This is a genomic window from Agrobacterium burrii (assembly GCF_017313405.1).
Taxonomy (GTDB): Bacteria; Pseudomonadota; Alphaproteobacteria; order Rhizobiales; family Rhizobiaceae; genus Agrobacterium; species Agrobacterium burrii.
The window spans coordinates 85,899-109,949 of sequence record NZ_JAFLNA010000001.1; the positions used below are offsets into that span (position 1 = coordinate 85,899).

Below are 24,051 nucleotides of genomic sequence, written 5' to 3' on the forward strand. Positions count from 1 at the left end.
GGGGCAACATGGAGCGAGCGGGTGTCACTTGTTTCTTCTCCCCGCCGGGGAGAAGTCCGCGGCACCGGGATGAGGGGGCAAGCTCTCGGTCTATCGTTGGCGTTGCCCCCTCATCCGACCCTTCGGGCCACCTTCTCCCCGGCGGGGAGAAGAAATGGGCGGCACCCGCTCGGCGCATGCCCATCTATCGAAAATCACGAAGCATCCGCCAGCCAGCGCCGCGCCGCTTCTATGTCGGCAAGCCCCAGATCATGCCCGTCATCCAGCATTTCCACCCGTGCCTCCGCGCCGCTCGCCGCAAGTCGGTCTTGCAGCGCGGTTGCTCCGTCGCGATATTTGTCGCGTTCGCCGGCGACGAGCAGGAAATTCCGGCCGGAAAGATCGGTTTGCGGCCATGTATCGAGAACTGGCATGGGGCGGTAGAGCAGGGCGTCTCCGGCAAGGTCGGGATAAAGTGCGGCAAAGGCCGCATAGAAATTTGCGCCATTCGAATGGCCGAGAAACCGCAGCTTCGAACGATCAAGACCGTAGGAACGGATCGCACCCTCGACAAAGGCGGCAAAGGCCTCTGCTTCTGCTGCAATATCGTTCTGGTCGAAGCTGAAGTCGGGGAAACGCCGGAACCAGCGCGCGATCTCTTCTTCCGTGCTGCGGCCGCGCACGCCTAAAAGTGTCGCGCCGCGCGCGGCCCTGTGCGCCAGCGGCATCAGGCTCGTTTCGCTGCCGCCCGAGCCGTGCAGCAGGATGATGGTGCTGCCATCCGGCTCCTCCGGCGTATAGAACCGATGCACGAAGGGCAGGTCGCGATAAATGATGCGCTCCTCGCCCGGCATGGAAAATTGCGGCAGGGCGACGCGCACATCCGCCTCGTCCTTCATGAACAGCGGCGGAATGAACAATTGTTCGCCAAGTGCTTCCAGCGGTTCGTCGATCGTCATGCCGGGGCCGTCGGTTGCCATTTCGATCAGCACGCCGCCCGGTTCGCTAACGTACAGCGAATGGAAATACTTTCGGTCATGGGCATTGGTGGTGCTGGAATTGAGCGATTTCAGCCCGGTGAGAACCGCATTCAGCTCATCCATATCCTCAGCGCGGAAGGCGATGTGATCGACCGTGCCGGTGCCCGGCGCGCTGGACCAGAAGCCGGTGGCATCGCGCACGTCGATGATGTCGCCGCTGTCGGAGACGAGCCGGCGGATCGCGCCAGTCTGGCTTTCCTGACGGTAGCCGAAGTGCTTTTCCAGAAACGCCACGGTTTCCTCCGGTACTTCGCTCAGCATCGTCCCGCCATAGATGCGGCGAATCGCGTCCTGCGCAGAAATATCGTCTGTCACATGTGGCGTGGCATCGGCGAAGGCGTGGGTGCCGACCAGCTTGACGATCAGGCCGTCAGGGTCTTTCAGCCGGATGACCGGCTCGCCGAATTCGTCGGATGGTCCCTCGGCGCGGATGCCGAATTTCAGTGCCCGCGTCAGCCAGAAACCGATCGCGGCCGGATCGATCGCTACCGAGACTTCGAGTGTCTGGCCGTAACCGACGCGGCCCTGGCCGCCATCTTCCCAGACGAGAAATGTCAGAAGCGAGCCGGGCGAGGCGATGTCGTCGCCATAGAGCAGATGAAGCTGCATGGCGTCTTCGAAGCCGGCGGTGCGCTTGACCAGCTTCAAGCCGAGGAAGCCGGCGTAGAAATCCACATTCGCCTGCACCTTCCGGGTGATCATGGTGATGTGGTGTATGCCCAGTGCAGAATTCATCTTGCCGTCCCGTCGTTTCGCCTGCTGTTCGTCGCCCTATTTGTCCTACGCTGCGCCTGATCCGCAACCCCGGCAAATGAGAACGCTGTGTTCTCTGCGTGAACGATGTTGCTTCCGCTTCGTTGCACGCACGCTGCGCAGAAACTGGGCTTTTTGCCTCTATATAAAACCGATTTGCATATAAAATAAGCATACAAAATAACGGCTATTTTGTATGCAATTTTATCTTGCCTTGAGGGTGGGAATTGGCTCTTATGCAACCAATCCAACAAAACCATCAGGGGGAATAGATGATCTTAACGCGCAGGTTGTTGTCCAAAGGGCTAGCCATTGCTGCCATCGGCGTTACAGCCGGAATGGTGCTGCCGGTGACGGGCGCTTATGCCGAAACGCCGGTCAAATTCACGCTCGACTGGAAATTCGAAGGCCCCGCCGCCGGCTTCCTGCTGGCGCTCGACAAGGGTTACTTCAAGGCGGAAGGCCTCGACGTCACGATCGACAGCGGCAATGGCTCGGTGGAAGCCATTCCACGTGTGGCGACCGGCGCCTACCAGATGGGGTTCGGCGATATCAACTCGGTGATGAAGTTCCTCGACGAGGATCCGAACCAGAAGATCAAGGCCGTTTATATGGTCTATGAGCGCCCGACCTTTGCCGTCGTCGGCCGCAAGTCGCTCGGCGTCACGGGTGATCCGAAGTCGCTGGAAGGCAAGAAGCTCGGCGCGCCGCCGCCGGATGGCGCCTTTGCGCAATGGCCGGCCTTCAAGCAGGTCGCGGGTCTCGATGAGAGCAAGATCAAGATCGAATCGATCGGTTTTCCGGTGCGTGAGCCGATGCTTGCCAAGGGCGATGTCGATGCCGTCTTCGGTTTTGCTTTTTCTGTCATCCTCAACTTGAAGAAGCAGGGCATTGCCGATGACGACATCTCGACCATCCTGATGGCTGAGCACGGCTTGAATCTTTATGGCAATGCGGTGCTGGTAAACACTGATTTCGCTGAGAAAAACCCTGATGCCGTGAAGGGGTTCCTGAAAGCGCTGGCCAAGGGCTTCGCCGATTCCGTCAACACCCCGGAAGAAGGCGTGGCGGCGGTGCTGAAGCGCAACGAGACGCTGGACAGCGCCATTGAGCTGGAGCGCCTGAACATGGCCAACAGCATGAACATCAAGACGCCTTATGTGGTTGAAAACGGCATGGGTGGTGTCGATCCGGCCCGGCTTGCCGCCTCCGTCGAGACGTTGAAGGTTTCCATGGGCCTGAAAGGCAATGTGAAGGCGGAGCAGGTGTTCGATGCGACCTACCTGCCGGCCAAGGAAGAACGCATGCTGCCCTGATGGGTAAAATGAGCGGGTGCGGCCTGCTTCTTCTCCCCGCCGGGGAGAAGTCCGCGGCAGCGGGATGAGGGGGCAAGCTCTCGATCTATCACGAATGTCGCCCCCTCATCCGACCCTTCGGGCCACCTTCTCCCCCTCGGGAAGAAGAAACAAGCGGCAAGGCTGCAGGGTTCAATAGCCCGATCAGCAACTGAAAACGGGAACTGCGATGTCACATCTCGTGGAAATAGACAATGTCGACATGCGTTACGGCGGGTCGGCCGGAACGCTGGCCGTATCCGGCCTCAATCTCACCGTCGACAAGGGTGAATTCGCGGCCGTTGTCGGCCCGTCGGGCTGCGGCAAGTCCACGCTGATGAAACTGGTGACGGGGCTGCATATTCCGCAAAAGGGCAATGTCATTGTTGCCGGACGGCAGGTCACGGAGCCGGTCTCCATCGTCGGCATGGCGTTTCAGAACCCGACGATGCTGCCCTGGCGCACGACGCTGGAGAACATCCTGCTGCCGCTGGAAATCGTCGAGAAACACCGCCGCCGTCTGCGGGCCCACAAGGCGGAATATGTCGCGAAAGCCGAGCGCCTTCTGGAGATCGTCGGTCTGAAGGGCTTTGGCTCAAAATATCCATGGCAGCTTTCCGGCGGCATGCAGCAGCGCGCCAATCTCTGCCGCGCGCTGATCCATGAGCCGGATCTGCTGATGCTCGATGAGCCATTTGGCGCACTAGATGCCTTCACCCGCGAAGAATTGTGGTGCGTCATCCGCGATCTGCACGCCGCGCAGCGGGTCACCATCATTCTGGTAACCCACGATCTGCGCGAAGCGACCTTCCTCGCCGACAAGATTTTCGTGATGAGCGCAAGGCCCGGCCGCGTCCTGGCGGAACATCGCGTGCCCTTCGCCCGCCCGCGTCAGCTCGATCTTATGTATGACAAGGGTTTCAACGACATGGTGCAGGCACTGCATGGCGAAATCGCGCAGGCGAGGGTGGCGGCATGAGCGCGATCATGGAAAGCACCGTCACGGCTGAGCCGCGCAAGCCGCTGATTGCCCGCGTCAACTGGGTGAAGGCCGCCCCCTGGCTTTATACGCTGGCGCTCTTCGTGTTGTGGGAACTGCTGGTTTATGCGCTGAAAATGCCGCCCACCATCCTGCCGTCACCGGTGAGAGTAGGTCAGGCCATCCTGCAATATTGGTCGCCGATCTGGAAGAATTCGCTGCAGACGCTTTATACGACGACGTTGGGCTTTGCCATCGCTGTTGTCGCCGGCCTTGCCATCGGCCTGTTCATCGGCTGGTCGAAAACCATCTATGCCGGGCTTTATCCGTTGATGATCGGCTTTAACGCCATCCCCAAAGTGGCGCTGGTGCCCATCCTCGTCATCTGGTTCGGCATCGGCACTGTCCCCGCGGTGTTGACTGCCTTCCTGATTTCCTTTTTCCCCATCGTCGTTAATGTCGCCACCGGCCTTGCCACCATCGAGCCGGAAACCGAGGACGTGCTGCGGGCGCTTGGCGCGAAGAAGATGGACATTATGCTGAAGGTCGGCATTCCGCGTTCCATGCCGTATTTCTTCGGCTCGCTGAAAATCGCCATCACGCTCGCCTTCGTCGGCTCGGTCGTCTCGGAAACCGTCGCCTCCAATTATGGCCTCGGCAACATGATGAGTTCGGCGCAGAGCCAGTTCAACGTCCCACTGGTCTTTGCCGGCCTCCTGATGCTCGCGGTGGAAGGCATCGTCATGTACGCCATCATGGCCTGGCTGGAGAAACGGATGACCGGCTGGGCGCATCGTTCGACCATGGGTCAGTGAAGGGGGCGATCGTTTCTTCTCCCCGTCGGGGAGAAGGTGGCCCGAAGGGTCGGACGAGGGGGCAAGCTCACCGGATATCTCTGGCCTAGCCCCCTCAACCCGCTGCCGCGACCTTCTCCCCGCCGGGGAGAAGGCGAAAGAGGCGCTCGCTCGGCATTCTCCAAGCCGTGGAAATCCGTGAGCCTGCGATGGCTCAATGCGCCGCCATTTCCTTGACGATATCAGCACCGTCCATCAGGAACGGATAATAGGTCGGCCAATTGGTGACTTCGTCCAGCAGGGCCTTGCGGTCATTCCCCCAGTAGAGGTGGTAATGGCCGGCCTTTACCGGGGCGATGGAGTGGTCGCTAAACTGGATGAACTGCGGTGCGGCCTCGTCACCGGCGGTCTTCTTGAAGATATATCGCACGCCGCGATTGCCCTTCTTGTAGGTCAGGATTTCCTGGCTGTCGCTGGCATATGTGCCTTCGACCGGTTTGCCTTCCCTGTAAAAAGCCACGCTGTCGCCCTTGATGACGATACGGTTCACATCCGTCTTGTAACCGATGTCGTAATAGGCGCGATATTCTGCGGCCGTCTTGTCGCCATGTGCGGCTTTTTCGGCCATAACGGAATCAAGCGAACCGTTCAGCAGGTAAGGATAAACAGACTGCCAGTCGCCGTCCCAGTCGGAAAGCGTGCGCGGCTTCACCTGGGCATCCTCGAAATAACCGCTGTAAATCTTCTTTTCCGCCTCGGTCATCTGGTGGCCGTGATCGTGCCCATGGTCATGGCTGTGGGCGGCGGATTTGTCACCCCCGGCGGCCGTGGCAGCGGCTGCCACCAGCAGCATGGAACCAAGTGCCACCGCGCCGGAGACGAGGATGTGTTTCTTCTGCATTGTTTCGGCCCTCTTCAGTCCGTCAAGATAAATTAGGTTACGTAATAACATTACAATATGACCTATAGAGGTGTCTTTTGCAGGACGCAAGGGTGCGGGCTGACGTGCCATAATGAAAAAGCGCGATGGCCATCAAAGGCCACCGCGCTTGAGACATGGAGGAGGGGAAAAGAGAGCTTTGAGGCCTCAGGCGGGCTGCGCGCTCACTTCCGCCTTGCGTTCATCAAAGGCAAGCTTCATGGCCTTCGTCACATCGCGGGTCGTTGCGAAATAACTCTCGCTGCGCACCCAATAGCGCAGTTTGACCGTGGCGCTGTCGGCGCTGACGGAATCGACGAAGGTGACGGGGGAAGGGTCCAGCAGCACCCGGCTTTCGGCGCGCACCACGCGCATCAGCATATCCTGCGCGGCAGCCAGATCCTCGTCATTCTTCACCGTCAGGCTAAGCTCGTGGCGGCGCGAGGGAAAGCGGCTGTAATTGGTGATCGGTACATTCCAAAGGGTGGAATTGGGCGCGAGGCGATAAAGCCCGTCGCTGGTCTTAAGCTCGGTGGCAAACAAACCGATTTCCACCACAGTGCCGCTGACCGTGCTGGTCTCGATATATTCACCGACCCGGAAGGGGCGCAGCACCAGAAGCATGATGCCGGCGGCAATGTTCTGCAGCGTGCCCTGCAACGCAAGGCCGATGGCGAGACCGGCGGCACCCAGCGCCGCGAGAATGGAAGCCGTCTGCACGCCGAACTGGCCAAGCACCATGACCAGCACCAGAATAAGCACGACGTAACGGATTGCGCCTGCGAAGAAACCGGCGAGCGTCGCATCGAAGCCGCGAATGCGCGACAGGCCCTGAAAAGCCCAGCGCTGCAGGAAGGTGGCGGCCAGCCAGCCGATGATCAACAGCAGAAGCGCGCCGACGATAGAAAAGGAATATTGCACCGCCAGCGCGCTCGCCTGCCGCACGGCCGCCTGCGATGCGACGATGATATCGGTTGCCTGTTGTTCCATGAATTATCCCGTGATTTTCATTGCTGTTCAGGGTTGGTAACGAACGGGTGCCGCAGGGGTTCCGCCAAAAATCGGGCGTCAGCCGCCAAGCGGCAGCACAAAAGGCACATTGCCGTCGGTATCGGCCCCCCTGCCGATCGCCTTGATTGCCTTGACCAGCCTGCCGTCCCGCGCCAGCAGCCGGTCGCCGATGGCGATGATGCGGGCATTGGGGGTGACATAGGGCGAGACGGCGCGCAGGCGAAGCGCAAGCGCCATTTCGTCCTGATCCGGATAAAGGCTGAGTGCGGCAATGACGGCGGCGGCCGGTGAGCGCGAAATCCCCATCCAGCAATGGATGAGCAGCGGCGCGGACTGATCCCATTCCCGTGCAAAATCGATGAGTTTCAGCACATGCGCATCATCAGGGGCGATAAGATCGCCGGTGCCCTTGAAGGCGATGTCGTTCATGGCAAGCGTCAGATGTCGTTCGGCAGCAATCACGGCCGGGCGGTGGAAGCTTTGCTCCCTGGCAATCAGCGTCACCATTTCGCGGGCCTTGTGCTTCACGGCCATTTCCGCGATCCGCGACAGCGGCGATACCACGATGGTCGTCATGTGGCGCTCCCGGTTCTGGTTGCGCGCAGCGCCTCGATTGCTTCGAAACGTTCGATGAACAGCTTCTGTGCTTCCGTCGAGGGCAGGGGCGTGATGGTGAACATGTCGCGGGTGATGCCGCGCGGCAGGCCGAAGAATTTCTGCGCCTCGGCGGTGGAAAAGCCGGCAAGCTCCGTCGCCTCGAAAAAGGCGGCAACCGTATCGGCCTTCTTGATGCGGTCCTTCAATTCGCGGGATGCATGCGGCGGCAGGCCGAAGCGCAGATGCACGGCGGCCTCCAGCCGTTTTTCCACGGTCTTGTAACCGCCGCCGACCACGGATTTGAACGGCGAAATCATGTCGCCAATCACATATTCCGGTGCATCATGCAACAGCGCCATCTGCATGTCGCCGGGCGTTGCATCCGCACACATGCGGCAGAAAATCGTCTCGACGATGAGGCTGTGCTGGGCGACGGAAAAGGCATGATCGCCGCGCGTCTGGCCGTTCCAGCGGGCAACGCGGGCAAGCCCGTGGGCGATATCGGCGATTTCCACGTCGAGCGGCGAAGGGTCAAGCAGATCGAGGCGCCGCCCGGAGAGCATGCGCTGCCAGGCGCGCGGGCTTTTTGCGGGAGCCACGCCTAGTCCTCCGCCCGTGCTGCGGGATCGGCGGCCGGGAAGGCAAGGCCGCTCCAGGCCGGCAGGGCCACGGTTACGGTGACATTTTCCGCAAGAAGCGGGGTGCCGGAGGCAAGCGCATCGGCAATGCGATCAATCCGCACAATGGCAAGCGCTGTGTTGCCGCACACGGTCCCAAGCGTGCCGACAGGCTTTCCATTGGCGGTAATCTCTGTCCCTGTGGCGGGAAGCGGACCTTCCGCCGAAACAGTAACGACGCGACGCCTTGCCGTGCCGCGATGTTTCATGCGGGAGACGACTTCCTGGCCGACGAAGCAGCCCTTCTTGAAGGAAACGCCGTCATTCACATCCATCAGCACATCATGGGGAAATGCATCCTGCAGCGCATAATCCCGGCCGGATTCGGCAATGCCGTGTTCGACGCGCAGCGCATCATAGGCAGCAGCGTCGCCGGTGGCCGACGCGCCCGGCACGCGGAACACATCGACGCCCGCCTTGACAAAACGACCATCCCGAACGCCCGCTTCCGGCGCATTCTCATCCCAGAAAATACTAACGCCTTCGGTCGCTTCAGCCTTCAGATCGATGGGTGCGCGCAGCTTGTACATGGTCAGGCGGCGCAGCAACGCATCCTGTTCGGCAGCACCCGTCTCGACTAGATAATCCGTCCCGTCGCGCGTAATCAGGAAATCGAACAGGATCTTGCCCTGCGGCGTCAGCAGTGCCGAAGCGCGAGCTTCGCCCTCAGCCAAATTTTCAACATCGGCGGTGATGAGATTGTTCAGAAATTCCTCGGCGCCTGTGCCGGAAACTCTGATCAGGCGGCGGTCGGCAAGAAAGGCGGAAGGCATGGCGTCACCGTTCGGTTCATCGAGACTGCGCGATCTCCGGCAAAATGCAGATGCACTTCGCCGGACGGCTCATTCCGCACAGTTAGGATTTTTACCGGAGAACGGCAAGCACCGTGAGGCGATCAATCGCCGGCGGTGAAGAACTTCCACTTGCCATCAGGCGAAATGCCGATGCGGTAGAAGCTGTAATTGCCCAATTCCTGCATATCTGCCAGATCGCCGGCCGTGATGATGCGCAGGAGCTCCACCTTTTCCGGCGGCGTCAGCGTATTTAGCGGCTTCCCGGCAAAATAGGGGAAGACGTAGGCTTCATCCGGCGTGCCGGCATCGATATGGGCATAACCCGTCGACAGAAGGTCGATGATAATCGCCAGTACTTCCAGCCCCTCGGGATCGCCGGAATAGCTTTTCAGCGCCGCGATCGGGTCTTCGCCGTCACCACTGTCTATGCGGAATGCATTCTGACCAGCGGCGATGAAGGGCCGCAATTTTTCGATATCACCCGAAGCAGCTGCATCGATGATCTGCTGGCGCAGCTTGCGAACGGCTTCCGGGGCCTTGGAAATGTCGTGCTCGATGACGACGGACATTTCCGGCGTATTGCCCGGCGCGGCAGACTGTTGGTTCCCCTTGCCGGCGGAACGGTCAACCAACGGGTCGGGCAGGGGAATGCCGTCCGAATCACCTTCGATCTCGTCGGGCTCAGCCACCTGTGGCTGCTGCGGCTGATCGCCGTTCTGGGCCTGCGGCTCACTTTCGGTGTTTTGCGCCGGTTTCAGCTCGGAAAGCGCAAAGGCCCGGCTCGGCAAGCCAATCGACCCGGCGGTCAAGGCAAGCAGGATAGACAGCATGGCGGAAGAGCGCAAAAGCCCCTTGCTCAGGCAAGACATGACAGACCCCTGCTTTACTGTATCACCCGCTGCGGAGAAAATTCGCCTTCAAGCATCCGCTGGCGCAGCGATTCCAGCATTGCTTCCGCACCGGCTTCGCCATGCATGCGGATGGTTTCGCGCATGGCCAGAGCAATGGCGGCATCGGCGATGATCTCAGGCTCGATGCCGTCGGCCATGCCGTCAGCCCATGCCTCGTTCTGGTGTTCCAGAGCGACCTGCATCTTTTCATGCACGATCATGTCGTCGATTTCGTTACGGCTCGTCTGCATTTTTCATCCTCGACAGGGCGGGCAAGTCCTTACCACCCTGTTAACAACACTATCAGTCTTTTATCAAAACGGCACGGCCTGCGGCGAAAAGAGGTTAACAATCCGCTAATTTCCGAACCGCGACGCGATTTCCTGAGCGAGTGTTGCCCCTTCGTTACGGTAGCTCTCTTCTGCCATGACGGCGGCGCGTGTGCAACTGGTGTGGATGGCTGCAAAAGAGCGGTATCCACGGTTGAATGCTGCTGTCATGCGCTGACGTCGCTCAGGTTCGTTGGCCGTGTCCGCAGCCAGAAGATCGCTCATCGATCTGCGCCAGTCTTCCGGGCCGGAAGAGGGGCACAGGGTTCTTAAATATTGCACCGCGCCCAGTATTTCAGAAAGCCGTGCCAGCTTGTCGTCATAGGGAGCGGGTTTGGGCGGCGTCGCTTCCGGGGGGCGTGCCTCCTTGGAAACCGCCTTCGAAGGCTGTGCATAAGCGACGTCCGCTTGCCCGACCGTGGCCAGCATGGTCAGCAAAAGAGACAGCAAAATGATTGGCCGCATCAAAATTCTATTCAGCCCCACACATACTCGTGAACACCCGGCGGGCGGACATGCCCTAAATAATCGCGATTCTGGCTGACTGGCAATCATGCAAACAGGCGCTCGGCGCATTCGACGACGCTTTCCGGCGCCGGCAGCCGGCGGATTTCCGCCAATGTGTACCAGCCCGCATCCGCCGCATCGTCGGCCGCCGTTACTGCCGGGTCGGTATCCGTTTCCACCGTGAAGACGGACAGGAAATAATGGCTGGTCAATGCGCCGTCTGCATTGCGCGACGGCAGATCGTAGGTCGCGAAGAGTTGCGGTTTGCGCGCGATGATGCCGGTTTCCTCGTGAAGTTCGCGAAGTGCGGTCTCGGCCGGCGTTTCCCCTTCTTCGCCGCGCCCGCCCGGAAAGGCGAACATGTCCTTTGACGGCGGATTGGCCCGACGCACGAGAAGCAGCCGGTCGCCATTCCTGACGATGGCGGAGGAGGCGGGGCGGGGCTTGATGCGAATGCTCATGGAAGGGTTTCTCGTTTGGGCCGTCTCCGGCCTGTCTGCATATTATGGTGTGAGAGCGCCGACGCGCCCTTTCGGAGATGGCCCGAAGGCTCTAACCTGTTGTGTAACAACAAGCCCCATTGTGCACGCAGAAGACGGTGGAATGAAGGTCTATCTTATTTACATATTGGCGGCACTTGCGGAAATCGCTGGTTGCTTCTCCTTCTGGGCCTGGCTGAAGCTCGGCAAGCCGGTCTGGATATTATTGCCGGGCATGCTGTCGCTTGCCGCTTTTGCCTGGCTGCTGGCACTGGTGCCGACCGAGACGGCGGGCAGGGCCTATGCCGCCTATGGAGGGATTTACATCACCGCATCGCTTCTCTGGCTCTGGGGCGTTGAAGGGCAGTTGCCGGATAAATGGGATGTCGCCGGCGGAGCCGTCTGCCTTGCCGGCACGGCCATCATCCTGTTTGGCCCACGCGCCTGAGGAGAAGAAAATGTGCGGACGTTTTGTCCTGAAGGCGACGCCGGAAGAAATCGCCGATTATCTCGACCTGATCGGCCTTGAGGATTTTCCCGCCCGTTTCAACATCGCACCGACGCAGCCGGTTCTGGTGGTGCTGGAAGGCGAGCGGCAGGAGCGCGGCAGCAACCTGCCCAACCGCCGGGCCGTGCTGGTCCGCTGGGGTTTTTTACCGGGCTGGGTGAAGGACCCCAAGGATTTTCCCCTGCTCATCAATGCGCGTTCGGAAACCGCCATCGGTAAGGCATCCTTCCGTGCCGCCATGCGCCACCGCCGCGTGCTAATTCCCGCCACCGGCTTTTACGAGTGGCGGCGTCCGCCGAAGGAGGAGGGCGGCAAACCGCAGCCCTATTTCATCCGCCCGAAAAGCGGCGGCATCGTTGCCTTTGCCGGCCTCATGGAAACATGGTCTTCCGCTGACGGATCGGAGGTCGATACCGGCGCAATCCTCACCACGGCCGCCAATGCCGCAATCGGCCGCATCCACGACCGCATGCCTGTTGTCATCGCGCCCGAGGATTTCAGCCGCTGGCTCGATTGCAAGACGCAGGAGCCGCGCGAGGTGGCCGATCTGATGCGGCCGGCTCAGGACGATTTCTTCGAGATGATCCCGGTATCGGACAAGGTCAACAAGGTCGCCAATGTCGGTGCCGATCTCATCGAGCCGGTGCCGGAAAGCACGCCGCTGGCAAAGATCAAGCCGGCGAAGGATGAGGGGCAGATGTCGCTGTTTTGATGTGCTTCCCAAGGCCAATGACTAGGGCTGGAGGTTGCCGCATATTTCTTCTCCCCGCCGGGGAGAAGGTGGCCCGAAGGGTCGGATGAGGGGGCGCCGTTGCTGGATTTCGGAGCGCTTGCCCCCTCATCCCGCTGCCGCGGACTTCTCCCCGGCGGGGAGAAGAAACAAGCGGCACCCGCCCGTTTCCCATAAACGACTATTTTATTCGAAGGGCACTCAGCCGTTTTGACCCATCTTCTGCAGGCCTTCCTGGATCATCACGTCTGAATACACCCGGTTGCGTCCATTGGCCTTGGCGAGATAGAGCAACTGGTCGGCGGCATTCAGCTGGTTGTCGAAAGGTTCGCCCTTTTCGATTTCCACAACGCCGAGTGAAATCGTCAGCGCCAGGCTGCTGCCGCTCAACTGGCGGCCATTGCTTTCGACAGCGCCGCGCAGTTCCTCGCAGAACTGATAGGCGGCACGGGCATCGAGCCCCCGCAGGAACACCGCGAATTCCTCGCCGCCGAGGCGGGCGGGAATATGGCGTTGCTCATGGCACATGTCGTGCAGCAGTTCCGCAAGCTTCTTCAGCGCCCGGTCGCCGGCGTCATGTCCCAGCGTATCGTTGATCTTCTTGAAATGGTCGATGTCGAGAATGGCGACTGCGCCGTTTTCGTCATTGTCGTTGATGATGTCCATCAACGCCCGGGTGCGCTCGAAGAAGGAGCGGCGGTTCGGCAGACCTGTCAAATGGTCGCGTTCGGCCAGTTCGCGCAGGCGCTTCAGCTGTTTCAGCGTTTCGATATTATTGTCGATACGGCACTGCAACTCTTCCGGCACGAAGGGGCGGTAGACGAAATCCGAGGCCCCCGCCTTCAGGAAGCTTGCCGAAAGCAGCCGGTCCGTGGAGGACGAGATGCCGATCACCCGGAGATCCTCCGAGGAGCGGCTGTCGCAGATACGGCGCGTCAGCTCATAACCGTCCATGTCAGGCATATGGTAATCGGTGATGACAAGCTGGATCGATGGGTCCTGCGACAGGATTTCCAGCGCCCGGTTGCCCGAATGGGCCTCGCTAACCCTAAAATTCTGCCGCTCCAGAATTTCCACGAGGCCGGAACGGGCTGTGCGCGCATCATCGACCACCAGAACGGAAAAGCGCTTATTGTTCAAAATCCGGTCGACTGTCTTGACCACCGCATCGACGGTGCGGTGACCGTCCTTGACGATATAATCGATGATCTTCTTTTCGGCATAACGCTTGCGCGCCTCTTCATCCACCGTTGCGGTGAAGACGATCGCCGGCACCTTGTGCTCGGAAAGAAGAGCTAAAATCTCTCCCTTCGGCGCGTCAGGCAGATTAAGCCCCGTCAGCGCCAGCGTAAAATCATGGGCGCGCAACAGCGTATCGGCGGCAGCCATGCTGTCACAATGGATGACATCGGCTTCGGTTTCTTCCGATAGCCGCGACTTCAGCAGCATGGAAAGAGCAATGGAATCTTCAATCAGAAGGATTTTATCCTGCATGGCCGTCCCAAGCCCCCCTGGCCTGTCTTCGCAATCTTTCCTGAACACCGGATCGTCACCCGCATGTCTGCGGATTTGAAAGTCGGCTTATGCATTGTTTTGGAAAAAAAACTGCGAAAAATAGAAAATTCTTTGATATTCACTAGTCTATACGTTTGCTCTCGTACAGACGTTTCGTAGAGGCCGCGCTTTTACTTCACTTTCGTTGCAGCTTCGTTACAAAAATTTCCTGAATTTATGAATGCCGGTCGTTCGTGCTGTACACGGAATAAAAAACGGCGCCGGTGAAGGCGCCGCGCAATTGCTGAAATTCTGCCGGGGAATGTTGATTCTTAACCCGATGCACCAGATGATCCGAAAACCGCCGGCCAAAAAACTGAATGTTTTCAGGCGGGTTTGACGGCTGGCTTGCGCTTCAGCATCAGGGCTGCGGCCGCAACGGCCTTCAGTCCAAGCGGGCGATAGTGGCTTTTGAGGTCCGGCTTCGCCTGCGGCTGTGCCTTCGTCTCGTTCGTCATTTCTTTTCTCCATAATTCACGTCATTCGCCGGTGCGAAGCGTGTGAAGCCCCTTTCTCGGGGGTAATCTTGACGGATTCGAGGCGAAAAAAATGAAGCCGGCTTTTGGGGATGCGACATTTTGCGTCACATCCTCACGCAAGGTCATGCGAGAAAAATAACACCTGTGGTTTCAAATACCGCGATCGAGACCGTTGCCGCCATTGGCATCGTCATGCGCGTCTTCCTCAATCGTCAGCGTGCCGTAGCGGCGGTGCCACAGGCGGGCGCTGATGGGAATGAAGACGAGATAGGCGGCGACTGTCAGAACCAGTACTTCCCAGGTGAAGCTCATCAGCATCGCCACGTAAAGCACCACGACAAGGATCATCGGCAGCACCAGATCGCGGCGAATGCCGCTGGTGCCCGATTTGCCCGACCAGACCGGCAGGCGGCTGATGAGAAAATAACCGATCAGCACGGTGTAGGCTGCCGCCACATAAGCGAAGGGCTTGCCCGGCTCCACGCCGAGGAAGCCGAGATAGACCGGCAGAAGCACCAGCATGGCGCCCATCGGGGCCGGCACGCCGACGAAAAATTCGTTCTGCCAGGGTGCTTTCACCGGCCGTTCGATCATGACGTTGAAGCGCGCCAGGCGCAGGCCGGCGGCGATGACATAGATGAGGCCGGCGATCCAGCCGATCGAACGGACCTGATCGAGCAGATAGATATAGACGACGAGGGCAGGGGCGACACCGAAATTGACGATGTCGGCCAGACTGTCCATCTGTTCGCCGAATTTGGAGGTCGCCTTCATCATCCGGGCGATGCGCCCGTCGATGCCGTCGAGGAAGGCGGCGAGCAGCACCATGCCGACGGCCAGCTCAAAGCGGCCTTCGATGGCAAGGCGCACGCCGCTGAGGCCCGCGCAGATCGCCAGAACGGTGATGAGATTGGGAACCACAAGGCGAAAGGGAATTTCCCTCAGACGCGGCCCACGGCCGCTATCGTTGCGGCCTTCCGGTTTTCCGTTCTGCTCGGCGATCGGCGTTTCCATGGCGCATGCCCTTCCTGTTCGTCTCAGCCGCGACGGCTAAGCACCGGGCCCTTGGCGGAACCGAATTCGGCAAGCACGGTCTCACCGGCAATCGCCGTCTGACCGACCGAGACGCGCGGCTGGAAACCTTCCGGCAGGAAGATATCGAGGCGCGAACCGAAACGGATAAGACCGAAACGCTCACCGGCATCAACGGGTTCATTCGGCTTGACCCAGCAGACGATGCGGCGCGCAACCATGCCGGCGATCTGCACCACGCCAACCTTGCCATGCGCGGTCTCGATGACAAGGCCGTTGCGCTCATTGTCTTCGGAAGCCTTGTCAACTTCCGCATTGAGGAACAGGCCGGGACGATAGGCGACATTGACGATGCGGCCACGCACCGGCGCACGGTTCACATGGCAGTTGAACACGTTCATGAACACCGAGATGCGCACCATCGGCTCCTTGCCGAGTTCCAGCTCCAGCGGCGGAACGACGGTCTGCACGGCGGAAACCTTGCCATCGGCGGGGCTGATGATCAGATCGTCGTCCTGCGGTGTGACGCGCTCGGGGTCGCGGAAGAAATAGGCGCACCAGGCCGTCAGCACGAGACCGACCCAGAATAGCGGTTCGGAAATCCAGCCGAGCACCAGCGATGCGACGAAGAAGGCGGCGACAAAGACGTAACCTTCCTTGTGGATCGGTACGATGGTGTTGCGAATGGTGTCGAACAGACTCATGAGATTCCTTGCTCCGGTTTCCGTTGTCGCGTCTATATGTGGTCGTGATACGACACGATCCACACGGCAATGCGACAAATTTTGCCTAGCTGGTTACAGCCAAACGACCCGCCCGGCAATGGCCCGGTGGGTCTGCGACCCCGGTTGTCAGGGGTTTATACCCGTCAATGCGCCGGTTCGCCGCGGTCCACGACGCCGAGATCGTCGGTTTCGCGAACATGGCGCAGCATCTCTTCCGCCCGGATCGCTTCGCGCTGACGGCTCCACATCGAGGCGTAGAGACCATTCTGCGCCATCAGCGAGGAGTGCGTGCCGCGCTCGGCGATCAGCCCTTCCTTCAAAACGATGATTTCGTCGGCGTGGATGACGGTGGACAGGCGGTGGGCGATGACCAGTGTGGTGCGGTTTTCCGAGACGATATCGAGCGCGCTCTGGATTTCCTGTTCGGTATGCGTATCGAGCGCCGAGGTCGCCTCATCGAGAATGAGGATCGGCGGGGCTTTGAGAATGGTTCGGGCAATCGCAACGCGCTGCTTTTCACCGCCCGAGAGCTTCAGACCCCGTTCGCCGACCATGGTCGCGTAGCCTTCCGGCAGCTTGCCGATGAAGGCGCTGATCTGCGCTGCATCCGCCGCCGCCGTCACCTCCCCGGTCGTTGCCGAAGGGCGGCCGTAACGGATGTTATAGGCCAGAGTATCGTTGAACAGCACCGTATCCTGCGGCACCATGCCGATGACGGAGCGCAGGCTTTGCTGTGTGACGTCGCGAATATCCTGTCCGTCGATGGTGACGGAACCTTCCTGAATGTCATAAAAACGATAGAGCAGCCGCGAGATCGTCGATTTTCCCGCCCCCGAAGGCCCGACGATTGCCACCGTCTTGCCGGCCGGCACGTCGAAGGAGACGCCCTTCAAGATCGGCCTTTCGGGATCATAGGAAAAATGCACGTCGCGGAAGGAGATCGCGCCCGGTCCAGCGCCAAGCGGCTTAGCGTCCGCCTTGTCGGTAACTTCGGCCTCGACCTCGAGAAGCTCGAACATCTGCTCTATGTCGGTCAGTCCCTGACGGATTTCACGATAGACGAAACCGATGAAATTGAGCGGCACCGAAAGTTGCAGCAGCAGCGCATTGATGAACACGAAATCGCCGATGGTCTGTTCGCCGCGCTGCACGGCCAGCGCCGACATCACCATCATGACCGTGGAACCGATGCCGAAGATCACACCCTGACCGAAGTTCAGCCAGCCAAGCGAGGTCCAGATCGAGATCGCCGATTTTTCATAACGCTCCATCGCAACGTCGAAGCGTTTCGCCTCCATCTCTTCGTTGCCGAAATATTTGACGGTTTCGAAGTTCAGGAGCGAATCGATTGCCTTGGTATTGGCGTCGGTATCGCTGTCATTCATGGCGCGGCGAATGCCGATACGCCAGTTGCTGGCCCGGACGGTGAACCAGATATAGGCCCAGACGGTGATGACGGTGACCAGCACATAGGAAAAACCGTAGGAGGCCCAGAAAATAACGGCCGTCAGCAGGAATTCGATGAAGGTCGGCGCGGTGTTGAGAATGGTGAAGCGGACAATGGTTTCGATGCCCTTGGTGCCACGCTCAATAACCCGCGAAAGCCCGCCGGTCTTGCGTTCCAGATGGAAACGCAGGGAAAGCCGGTGCATGTGCACGAAGGTTCGATAAGCGAGCTGGCGCACCGCATGCTGGCCGACGCTGGCAAACAGCGAATCGCGCAGCTGGTTGAGCCCGACCTGTATCAGCCGCGTCAGATTATAGGCGATGACGAGGGCGACCGCCCCGAGCAGGAAGGCGGGAACCAGCCCTGCCATGTCCAGTTTGCCGTTCAGCGCATCCGTCGCCCATTTGAAAAAATAGGGAACGAGGATCAGCACCAGCTTGGCGACAACAAGGAAAACGGTGGCCCAGATCACCCGCATCTTCAGGTCCCACCGGCCTTCCGGCCACATATAGGGCCAGAGATTGATCAGGGTCTGGGTGGGATTGCTGGAATCCGCGGAAATGGTTTTTTTCTGCGTGGGCATGGTTCACTCCGGTCTCTGCCGGAAGCCGACAGCAGGGCGGCGGCCTTGAGAAGCCGCCGCGCGTGTCATAGATGGGGTCGTCACGGGTTCACCGCAACGTCTTAAAGTGCTCAGGAACCGCCCTTCAGCCGCTTGCGGTGCAGTTCCTCGGCATTCGGCAGGGCTTTTTCCGGTACACCAAAAATCTGACCGGGCTCGATGAGGTCAGGATTTTTGATCTGGTCCTCATTGGCGAGGTAGATCGTCGTGTAACGCACACCCTGTCCATAAACGCGCCGGGAAATCTGCCACAGCGTATCGCCGCGACGGATAATGACGCTGTTCTGGCTTTCGGCAAGCGGGGCCTGCTCGAAGGTCTGCGGACCGGCGGGCGCTTGCGGCGCGGGTGCGGCTGGCGCGGTAATGTGGAGTTCCGCAAGTTGGCTTGCCAGCGATGCGATGCCCTTGCCGATTGCCGCGACGTCATTGGGCCAAGCCTGTACCAATGCCAGCAGATCGCGTGCCTTGGCGGTGATGCCACCTGCAAAGGCGGTGAAGGCCGGCTCTGTTGCCGCGGCGGTACGGAACTCGGAGAGCGACTTGAGGCCGATCGTCACGGCGGAGCGGCCGGCAATCGCCTGATCGAGCGCCGGCGTCGCCTGATCCTTATAGAGATTGGAAAGAATGCCGAAAGCCTTGGAAACGTCGTCACGCAGCTTTTCAAAGGCGGCGCGGTCGCTTGCCGTGCTCTGGTTTTCAGCCGGCGCGGCTGTGGCGGCGGCGGGCGAAGCGGTGGGCGCCTGCATGGCGACGGTTGCCTGATCGGTCTGTGGCCGCTCGAAGGGAACACGCACGCGCAGCTTCACGCTGCCATCGGCATTCAGCTCCTCGACGGTGATGATATGGCTGCCAACGGCAAGATCGATATCACCCTCGACGACGAAATGACCGGAGGTTTCCGTAACGCTCTTGCCGATCTCCCGGTCATCGACCAGCGCACGCACCGTCGAACCGGCGGGCGCGGAACCCGCGACGAAAATCTTCGATCCTTCAAATTCCACGGCGGTGACCTGAACGGTCGAGGCCGCTGCCTGAGCCGGAGCGGAACCGGTCGCAGGCGGAGCCGTCACTCCGGCAACGGCTGCCGGCGTAGTGGCGGCATTGCCGGTTTCGGCTGTTGCCGCTGCGGGCTGTCCCAATTGTGTGGTCTGCAGCGCCGGGGGGGCGGCCTCCGGCATCGCCAGCACGCGGCTTGCCTCGCCGGGCTTGGAAACCATTGCCAGAAGTTCGCCAGCCTTGCCATTGGGCACGGAAACGGTTGCTACTTCCTCGGATTGTGTTGCCTTGCCGCTGGTGTCGGTGGAGCGCAGCACCAGCTCATGGTCGCCCGGCGGCAGGGGATTGTCGAAAACCGCGGCGAAATCGCCGGTGCCGTCGATGGTTGTCTGGGCGATCACCTTGCCATTGCTGAGAATTTCGAGCTTGGAGCCGGGCTGCGCCTTGCCGGCGACCACGGCCGAACCATCTGGCTCGACACGCAACACGTCAAAGGTCGGCACACCGGGCGCTGCCTGGGCAGCACCGGCCGGCGCTGGGACGGCAGGTGCGGCGGCTGGCTGTGCCGGCTGCGCTGCACCATCGTCTGTGCCGGCGAAAACGCCTGCCAGGCGGCGGATCTGGGCTGCGGCCGCTGCCGCATTGTCGGGCAGGCCGCGCAGGAAGGCGGTGGTGCGCTCGGCCGCCGTGCGCGCGGTGGTGATCAGCCGCGACGTCGTTTCGTCCAGCGATTCCGGAATTTCGATATTGGTCAGTTCCTTGAGCGAGGCTTCGACCTTTTTGCGCGCCGCTGCGAAATCGGCGTCGGAGGGAACCTTGCTATCGGCGAAAAGCGTGGTCAGATCCTTGATCGACTGGGTTGCAGACGCCGCCAGACGCCCCACCTTGTCGGCGATATTGGCGGTTTCCTCGGCAGCGTCGGACAGGATGTCGCCCGCCTTGTCGCCGCCCATTTCAACGCTGTTCTTCACCGCATTGCCGGCCTCGTTGATGGCGTCGCCAATTGGTTTGCCGTCGTTGGAAATTCTCGGCAGGACGAAAAAGATCATGAGCAGGGACGCAATGCCCAGCACGATCAGCGCCAGCAAACCGGCTTTATTGTTTTTCATCCTGGGTGCTCCGGGTATTTCAAGCTTTTCACACGAGTTGAGATTGCTAGCGTCTTACCTGACGCCAGACAAGCGGCCTGTGGCCAAAAGGCCATATTTACAAGGGATTTCCCAAATTTTCTTGACGTGCCGCATCGCGCATAGTTCCTTCCTCTCATGACGGACAAAAATACAGCGATTCGATCCATCTGCGTTTATTGCGGCTCCCAGCCCGGACGTGACCCGGCTCACATGGAAGCAGGCCGTGCGCTTGGGAAATCCATTGCCGAAAACGGCATTCGCCTGGTTTATGGCGGCGGCACCAAGGGCATCATGGGCGCGGTCGCCAGCGGCGTTCTTTCCAACGGCGGCGAAGTAACCGGCATCATACCGGAATTTCTGGTCGATATGGAGGCAACGCGCCATTCTCTCGGACAATTGAACGAGCTTGTCGTTACGAAAGACATGCATGAGCGCAAACATATGATGTTCGAGCGCTCGGATGCCTTCGTGACCCTGCCGGGCGGTGTAGGCACGCTGGAAGAGATTGTCGAGATCATGACCTGGGCGCAGCTTGGCCGTCACGCCAAGCCGATGGTCTTTGCCAATATCAACGGCTTCTGGAACCCGATGCTGGAACTGGTGCAGCACATGCGCGACCAGGGTTTCATCCACCGCGCCCACCTGTTGAACCCACTTGTCGTCGACGAGGTGAAGGACATCGTGCCCGCCATCATCGACCGGGCGCTGGCGCAGCAGAACCCGGAAGGCGACCCTTCGGTCATTTCCCGCCTCTGAACCATGTCGCCCGAGAGCGTTAAGCGGTTTCGGGATAACGGCACGCATCGCGCATCGAAAAATCGTTAATGAACCGCCTCGCAGTTCATTATAATTTTAAGTGTATATTAATACCGATTTAACAGCGGCATCGCTCAACCAGCTCTTTTCATGGCCCTGCGACTGATCCTGTGCGAGCGTCACCAGGACGTTGGCCGTCGCGGAATCTCATTTCGCCGCCATGAGATTGGGTGCATCAGGAAATGATTGCTTTTGTGGTGCGGCTTAAAAGCCGGACACATTTCATTATTCAGAGAAGCCCGTTGCGGGGCAGGGAAGGCGTGCTTGGCTCTGCCGCTCGCCGCCGGGTGGATACGCGCATGCGGCTCGGTATCCTGATCGCCGTTTTCGTCGCGATCTATGCCGTCGTGGCTGCGCGCCTCGTTCAATATGGGATTGCGGAACCCGTCGCAACGGCGTGGATCAACACCGGCGCCACCGCCGTCGCGTCGCGGCCGGATATCGTCGACCGCAACGGCAAGCTGCTGGCGACCGATCTCAACATGGTGTCGCTTTATGCCGATCCGCGCCGGGTGGTCGATCCGGATGAGGTGGTGGAGAAGCTGGCGACCGTCATTCCCAATCTCGACTGGCGCGACACGCACCGCAGATTGCGCTCGGATACCGGCTTCCAATGGCTGCGACGCCAGCTCACGCCCCGTCAGCAGGCGGATATCCTCAATCTCGGCATACCCGGCATCGGCTTCCGGCCGGAAAAACGCCGGTTTTATCCGGGTGGCCCGACGGCCTCGCATATTATCGGCCACGTGAATGTCGATAATCAGGGCCTTGCCGGCATGGAGCGTTATCTCGACCAGCAGGGGCTCGCCGATCTGCGCGCCACCGGTCTCGCAAGCGGCGTGGCGCTGGAGCCGGTGAAACTGTCGATCGATCTGCGGGTGCAGAACATCGTCCGTGAGATCGTCATGAAGGCGAAAACCGACTATCAGGCGGAAGCGGCGGGTGCGGTGATCCTGGATGTGGAGACGGGCGAGGTGCTGGCCATGGCCTCGGTGCCGGACTACGACCCCAACGAACCGTCCCGTAACCTTGCCGATGGCAGCATCGACAGGGAGTATGAAAAGGGCTGGTTCAACCGGATGAGCAATGCCACCTTCGAGATGGGCTCGACCTTCAAGAGCTTCACGCTCGCCATGGGGCTGGATGCCGGCGCGATCACGTTGAATTCGGTGGTCGATGCGTCGCGGCCGATCCGCATGGGCGGCTTCACCATCAAGGATTTCTGGGGCAAGAACCGCCCGCTTTCAATCGCGGAAGTGTTTCAATACTCATCCAACATCGGCACGGCCGCGGTTGCCGACATGGTCGGTGTCGAAGGCCACCAGCAGTTCCTGACGAAACTCGGGCTGCTGTCGCGCATGGAGACCGAAATGCCTGGTGTGGCCATGCCTACCCAGCCGAGGATGTGGAAGAAGATCAATTCCGTCACCATTTCCTTCGGGCACGGTATCGCCACCACGCCGTTGCAGACGGCGGTTGCCGCCGCAGCGCTTATCAATGGCGGAAACCTGATTTCGCCGACTTTCCTGTCGCGTTCAAGGGAAGATGCGGCAACGGTTTCCCGTGCCGTCATCAAGGGAAAGACCAGCGCCGATATGCGGTATCTTTTCAATTGGAACGGTATCAAGGGCTCCGGCAGGCGTGCGCAGGTCGAAGGATTTCACGTCGGCGGCAAGACCGGCACCGCCGACAAGGTCATCAACGGCCGATATGCCAAGAATATCAATTTCAACAGCTTCGTCGCCGCCTTTCCGATGCACAGGCCGAGATATGTCGTGCTGTCGATGATTGATGCGCCGAAGACGGGCGAGAATGGCGGGCGCACGGCTGCCTCCACCGCAGCGCCGATGATCCGCGAAATCGTCGCCCAGACAGCAGCGCTCCTCGGTGTCAAACCGCGTTTTGGTTACGAAGCGGATCCGCAATTGCTGATGGACTATTGATATCTGCCTCTCCTTGTTCCCGCGACGGGCACAGGAACGAGGGAAGGAGCCAGATTACCGCTTGAGCCGCATCAGGCTGGAGCCGGTATAGATCGCCAACGCTACCCAGATCATCGCAAACGCCGCCATCCGCACGGTGTCGAAGGGTTCCTTGAAGATGAAGATGGCGATGAGGAAGATCATCGTCGGCGCAATATATTGCATGATGCCGATGGTCGATAGCCGCAGCAGTTTTGCGCCATTGCCGTAGAGAATGAGCGGAACGGCGGTGACTACGCCGCTTGCCGCCAGAAGCCAGGTGTCGGCGGAATTGCCGCCCATGAAATGCGCCTGTCCGCTGAAGCCCAACCAGGCCATGACCAGCACGGCCGGAATGGACAGCAGCATGACTTCCAGCAGGAAGCCCTGCGTCGCACCAATCGGCAATGTCTTGCGGAAAAAGGCGTAAAAACCCCAGGAAACAGTCAGCGCGATGGACACCCAGGGCAAGCTGCCGGCATGCCAGGTGAGGATTGCCACCGCCAGCGCGACGAGGCCGATGGCTGCGATCTGCGCCAGATAGAGTTTTTCCTTCAGGAGAACAGCTCCGAGGAAGATGCTGAACAGCGGATTGATGAAATAGCCAAGCGCGGCATCCAGCGCGCGGCCCGCGCCGATGGACCAGATATAGACGCCCCAGTTGATGCTGATGAGGGCGGCGGTGAGGCTCGCCATGGCCAGCATCTTCGGGTTTTTCAGTGCTGAGCGGATTTCCGTTGTCCGACCCAGCGCAATCAGCACTGCCGCTGCAATCGGCACCGACCAGATGACGCGATGCACGATGACTTCGATCGGAGAAATATGCGCAACCGCCTTCATGTAGATGGGAAGGAAGCCCCACAGCAGATATGCGGAGAGCGCGAAAGCAAAACCGCGCGCGCTGTCGCCGCCCTCTTGGGCCGGGAGCGATTTGTCGAGTGCCATGGGGAGTACCGCCAAAATTGTTCG

24 protein-coding genes are annotated in these 24,051 nt (G+C 60.1%); 7 read left to right on the top strand and 17 right to left on the bottom strand.

What is annotated here, in order from left to right; translation table 11 throughout:
- Positions 1 to 194: 194 nt before the first annotated feature.
- Positions 195 to 1,754 (bottom strand): VOC family protein, encoded by a 1,560-nt coding sequence (locus tag JZX89_RS00600; RefSeq protein ID WP_207132792.1) that lies wholly within the window; start codon positions 1,752 to 1,754, stop codon positions 195 to 197.
- A 290-nt stretch (positions 1,755 to 2,044) separates the two neighbouring features.
- On the opposite strand from JZX89_RS00600, the gene JZX89_RS00605 reads away from it, so the two are divergent.
- The 3 genes from JZX89_RS00605 (at position 2,045) to JZX89_RS00615 (ending at position 4,900) form a co-directional block, all read left to right on the top strand.
- The gene (locus JZX89_RS00605; RefSeq protein WP_207132793.1) at positions 2,045 to 3,088 is read left to right on the top strand and encodes an ABC transporter substrate-binding protein; all 1,044 of its coding nucleotides are present in this window, start codon (positions 2,045 to 2,047) and stop codon (positions 3,086 to 3,088) included.
- A gap of 208 nt (positions 3,089 to 3,296) precedes the next feature.
- Positions 3,297 to 4,085, top strand: a complete 789-nt coding sequence (locus JZX89_RS00610; RefSeq protein WP_194287535.1) for an ABC transporter ATP-binding protein — start codon at positions 3,297 to 3,299, stop codon at positions 4,083 to 4,085.
- Positions 4,082 to 4,900 (top strand): ABC transporter permease, encoded by an 819-nt coding sequence (locus tag JZX89_RS00615; protein WP_046798769.1) that lies wholly within the window; start codon positions 4,082 to 4,084, stop codon positions 4,898 to 4,900. The genes JZX89_RS00610 and JZX89_RS00615 overlap by 4 nt, the downstream gene beginning before the upstream one ends.
- A 193-nt stretch (positions 4,901 to 5,093) precedes the next feature.
- Here the strand turns inward: JZX89_RS00615 and JZX89_RS00620 are convergent, their stop codons facing one another.
- The 9 genes from JZX89_RS00620 to JZX89_RS00660 form a co-directional block, all read right to left on the bottom strand.
- Positions 5,094 to 5,780: a metal-binding protein ZinT gene (locus JZX89_RS00620; protein WP_207132794.1), complete on the bottom strand. Its 687-nt coding sequence runs from the start codon at positions 5,778 to 5,780 to the stop codon at positions 5,094 to 5,096.
- Between the two features lie 186 nt (positions 5,781 to 5,966).
- Entirely contained in the window at positions 5,967 to 6,788 is an 822-nt protein-coding gene (locus JZX89_RS00625; RefSeq protein ID WP_153513473.1) for a mechanosensitive ion channel family protein, read from the bottom strand.
- A gap of 78 nt (positions 6,789 to 6,866) precedes the next feature.
- Positions 6,867 to 7,385, bottom strand: a complete 519-nt coding sequence (locus JZX89_RS00630; protein WP_207132795.1) for a tyrosine phosphatase family protein — start codon at positions 7,383 to 7,385, stop codon at positions 6,867 to 6,869.
- On the bottom strand, positions 7,382 to 8,005 hold the full coding sequence (locus JZX89_RS00635) for a YfbR-like 5'-deoxynucleotidase (protein ID WP_207132796.1): 624 nt from the start codon (positions 8,003 to 8,005) through the stop codon (positions 7,382 to 7,384). The genes JZX89_RS00630 and JZX89_RS00635 overlap by 4 nt, the downstream gene beginning before the upstream one ends.
- Before the next feature lie 2 nt (positions 8,006 to 8,007).
- Positions 8,008 to 8,856, bottom strand: coding sequence for a CAF17-like 4Fe-4S cluster assembly/insertion protein YgfZ (gene ygfZ / locus JZX89_RS00640; protein WP_207132797.1), 849 nt, complete (start codon positions 8,854 to 8,856; stop codon positions 8,008 to 8,010).
- A 122-nt stretch (positions 8,857 to 8,978) separates the two neighbouring features.
- Positions 8,979 to 9,746 carry a hypothetical protein gene (locus JZX89_RS00645; RefSeq protein ID WP_207132798.1) on the bottom strand — a complete coding sequence of 256 codons (768 nt, stop codon included), beginning with the start codon at positions 9,744 to 9,746 and terminating at the stop codon, positions 8,979 to 8,981.
- Positions 9,747 to 9,760: 14 nt separating this feature from the next.
- The gene (locus tag JZX89_RS00650) at positions 9,761 to 10,018 is read right to left on the bottom strand and encodes a hypothetical protein (protein ID WP_003496894.1); all 258 of its coding nucleotides are present in this window, start codon (positions 10,016 to 10,018) and stop codon (positions 9,761 to 9,763) included.
- Positions 10,019 to 10,123: 105 nt separating this feature from the next.
- Positions 10,124 to 10,564: a TIGR02301 family protein gene (locus tag JZX89_RS00655; protein ID WP_207132799.1), complete on the bottom strand. Its 441-nt coding sequence runs from the start codon at positions 10,562 to 10,564 to the stop codon at positions 10,124 to 10,126.
- A gap of 83 nt (positions 10,565 to 10,647) precedes the next feature.
- Positions 10,648 to 11,064: an NUDIX hydrolase gene (locus JZX89_RS00660; protein ID WP_149897976.1), complete on the bottom strand. Its 417-nt coding sequence runs from the start codon at positions 11,062 to 11,064 to the stop codon at positions 10,648 to 10,650.
- Between the two features lie 142 nt (positions 11,065 to 11,206).
- On the opposite strand from JZX89_RS00660, the gene JZX89_RS00665 reads away from it, so the two are divergent.
- Together JZX89_RS00665 and JZX89_RS00670 are read left to right on the top strand one after the other, a co-directional pair.
- Positions 11,207 to 11,530: a YnfA family protein gene (locus tag JZX89_RS00665; RefSeq protein ID WP_149897975.1), complete on the top strand. Its 324-nt coding sequence runs from the start codon at positions 11,207 to 11,209 to the stop codon at positions 11,528 to 11,530.
- 10 nt (positions 11,531 to 11,540) lie between these two features.
- Positions 11,541 to 12,302 (top strand): SOS response-associated peptidase, encoded by a 762-nt coding sequence (locus tag JZX89_RS00670; protein WP_153513478.1) that lies wholly within the window; start codon positions 11,541 to 11,543, stop codon positions 12,300 to 12,302.
- Positions 12,303 to 12,521: 219 nt separating this feature from the next.
- Here the strand turns inward: JZX89_RS00670 and JZX89_RS00675 are convergent, their stop codons facing one another.
- The 6 genes from JZX89_RS00675 to JZX89_RS00695 form a co-directional block, all read right to left on the bottom strand.
- A complete protein-coding gene (locus JZX89_RS00675; protein ID WP_174372798.1) occupies positions 12,522 to 13,814 on the bottom strand; it encodes a GGDEF domain-containing response regulator in 1,293 nt (430 codons plus the stop codon).
- A gap of 386 nt (positions 13,815 to 14,200) precedes the next feature.
- Entirely contained in the window at positions 14,201 to 14,332 is a 132-nt protein-coding gene (locus JZX89_RS28765) for a hypothetical protein (protein ID WP_256367995.1), read from the bottom strand.
- A 171-nt stretch (positions 14,333 to 14,503) separates the two neighbouring features.
- The gene (gene pssA, locus JZX89_RS00680; RefSeq protein ID WP_207132800.1) at positions 14,504 to 15,367 is read right to left on the bottom strand and encodes a CDP-diacylglycerol--serine O-phosphatidyltransferase; all 864 of its coding nucleotides are present in this window, start codon (positions 15,365 to 15,367) and stop codon (positions 14,504 to 14,506) included.
- Between the two features lie 23 nt (positions 15,368 to 15,390).
- The gene (locus JZX89_RS00685; protein ID WP_149898154.1) at positions 15,391 to 16,125 is read right to left on the bottom strand and encodes a phosphatidylserine decarboxylase; all 735 of its coding nucleotides are present in this window, start codon (positions 16,123 to 16,125) and stop codon (positions 15,391 to 15,393) included.
- A gap of 128 nt (positions 16,126 to 16,253) precedes the next feature.
- Positions 16,254 to 18,140, bottom strand: coding sequence for an ABCB family ABC transporter ATP-binding protein/permease (locus JZX89_RS00690; RefSeq protein WP_207132801.1), 1,887 nt, complete (start codon positions 18,138 to 18,140; stop codon positions 16,254 to 16,256).
- A gap of 110 nt (positions 18,141 to 18,250) precedes the next feature.
- Entirely contained in the window at positions 18,251 to 20,284 is a 2,034-nt protein-coding gene (locus tag JZX89_RS00695; RefSeq protein ID WP_207132802.1) for a LysM peptidoglycan-binding domain-containing protein, read from the bottom strand.
- A 156-nt stretch (positions 20,285 to 20,440) separates the two neighbouring features.
- Between JZX89_RS00695 and JZX89_RS00700 the strand changes: the two genes are divergently transcribed.
- Both JZX89_RS00700 and JZX89_RS00705 read left to right on the top strand, forming a co-directional pair.
- Positions 20,441 to 21,061 carry an LOG family protein gene (locus JZX89_RS00700; RefSeq protein WP_080842185.1) on the top strand — a complete coding sequence of 207 codons (621 nt, stop codon included), beginning with the start codon at positions 20,441 to 20,443 and terminating at the stop codon, positions 21,059 to 21,061.
- 242 nt (positions 21,062 to 21,303) lie between these two features.
- Positions 21,304 to 23,064, top strand: a complete 1,761-nt coding sequence (locus JZX89_RS00705) for a peptidoglycan D,D-transpeptidase FtsI family protein (RefSeq protein ID WP_207132803.1) — start codon at positions 21,304 to 21,306, stop codon at positions 23,062 to 23,064.
- A 54-nt stretch (positions 23,065 to 23,118) separates the two neighbouring features.
- Here the strand turns inward: JZX89_RS00705 and rarD are convergent, their stop codons facing one another.
- Positions 23,119 to 24,027 carry an EamA family transporter RarD gene (gene rarD, locus JZX89_RS00710; RefSeq protein WP_207132804.1) on the bottom strand — a complete coding sequence of 303 codons (909 nt, stop codon included), beginning with the start codon at positions 24,025 to 24,027 and terminating at the stop codon, positions 23,119 to 23,121.
- Positions 24,028 to 24,051: the final 24 nt, after the last annotated feature.

Excerpts from the sequence above, each read along its gene's own strand:
- pssA (WP_207132800.1), bottom strand. The coding sequence starts at position 15,367 with ATGGAAACGCCGATCGCCGAGCAGAACGGAAAACCGGAAGGCCGCAAC.
- rarD (WP_207132804.1), bottom strand. The coding sequence starts at position 24,027 with ATGGCACTCGACAAATCGCTCCCGGCCCAAGAGGGCGGCGACAGCGCG.
- JZX89_RS00625 (WP_153513473.1), bottom strand. The coding sequence starts at position 6,788 with ATGGAACAACAGGCAACCGATATCATCGTCGCATCGCAGGCGGCCGTG.
- JZX89_RS00665 (WP_149897975.1), top strand. The coding sequence starts at position 11,207 with ATGAAGGTCTATCTTATTTACATATTGGCGGCACTTGCGGAAATCGCT.
- JZX89_RS00630 (WP_207132795.1), bottom strand. The coding sequence starts at position 7,385 with ATGACGACCATCGTGGTATCGCCGCTGTCGCGGATCGCGGAAATGGCC.
- JZX89_RS00675 (WP_174372798.1), bottom strand. The coding sequence starts at position 13,814 with ATGCAGGATAAAATCCTTCTGATTGAAGATTCCATTGCTCTTTCCATG.
- JZX89_RS00645 (WP_207132798.1), bottom strand. The coding sequence starts at position 9,746 with ATGTCTTGCCTGAGCAAGGGGCTTTTGCGCTCTTCCGCCATGCTGTCT.
- JZX89_RS00705 (WP_207132803.1), top strand. The coding sequence starts at position 21,304 with ATGATTGCTTTTGTGGTGCGGCTTAAAAGCCGGACACATTTCATTATT.
- JZX89_RS00695 (WP_207132802.1), bottom strand. The coding sequence starts at position 20,284 with ATGAAAAACAATAAAGCCGGTTTGCTGGCGCTGATCGTGCTGGGCATT.
- ygfZ (WP_207132797.1), bottom strand. The coding sequence starts at position 8,856 with ATGCCTTCCGCCTTTCTTGCCGACCGCCGCCTGATCAGAGTTTCCGGC.
- JZX89_RS00610 (WP_194287535.1), top strand. The coding sequence starts at position 3,297 with ATGTCACATCTCGTGGAAATAGACAATGTCGACATGCGTTACGGCGGG.
- JZX89_RS00620 (WP_207132794.1), bottom strand. The coding sequence starts at position 5,780 with ATGCAGAAGAAACACATCCTCGTCTCCGGCGCGGTGGCACTTGGTTCC.
- JZX89_RS00690 (WP_207132801.1), bottom strand. The coding sequence starts at position 18,140 with ATGCCCACGCAGAAAAAAACCATTTCCGCGGATTCCAGCAATCCCACC.
- JZX89_RS00660 (WP_149897976.1), bottom strand. The coding sequence starts at position 11,064 with ATGAGCATTCGCATCAAGCCCCGCCCCGCCTCCTCCGCCATCGTCAGG.
- JZX89_RS00615 (WP_046798769.1), top strand. The coding sequence starts at position 4,082 with ATGAGCGCGATCATGGAAAGCACCGTCACGGCTGAGCCGCGCAAGCCG.
- JZX89_RS00605 (WP_207132793.1), top strand. The coding sequence starts at position 2,045 with ATGATCTTAACGCGCAGGTTGTTGTCCAAAGGGCTAGCCATTGCTGCC.
- JZX89_RS28765 (WP_256367995.1), bottom strand. The coding sequence starts at position 14,332 with ATGACGAACGAGACGAAGGCACAGCCGCAGGCGAAGCCGGACCTCAAA.
- JZX89_RS00700 (WP_080842185.1), top strand. The coding sequence starts at position 20,441 with ATGACGGACAAAAATACAGCGATTCGATCCATCTGCGTTTATTGCGGC.
- JZX89_RS00600 (WP_207132792.1), bottom strand. The coding sequence starts at position 1,754 with ATGAATTCTGCACTGGGCATACACCACATCACCATGATCACCCGGAAG.
- JZX89_RS00650 (WP_003496894.1), bottom strand. The coding sequence starts at position 10,018 with ATGCAGACGAGCCGTAACGAAATCGACGACATGATCGTGCATGAAAAG.
- JZX89_RS00670 (WP_153513478.1), top strand. The coding sequence starts at position 11,541 with ATGTGCGGACGTTTTGTCCTGAAGGCGACGCCGGAAGAAATCGCCGAT.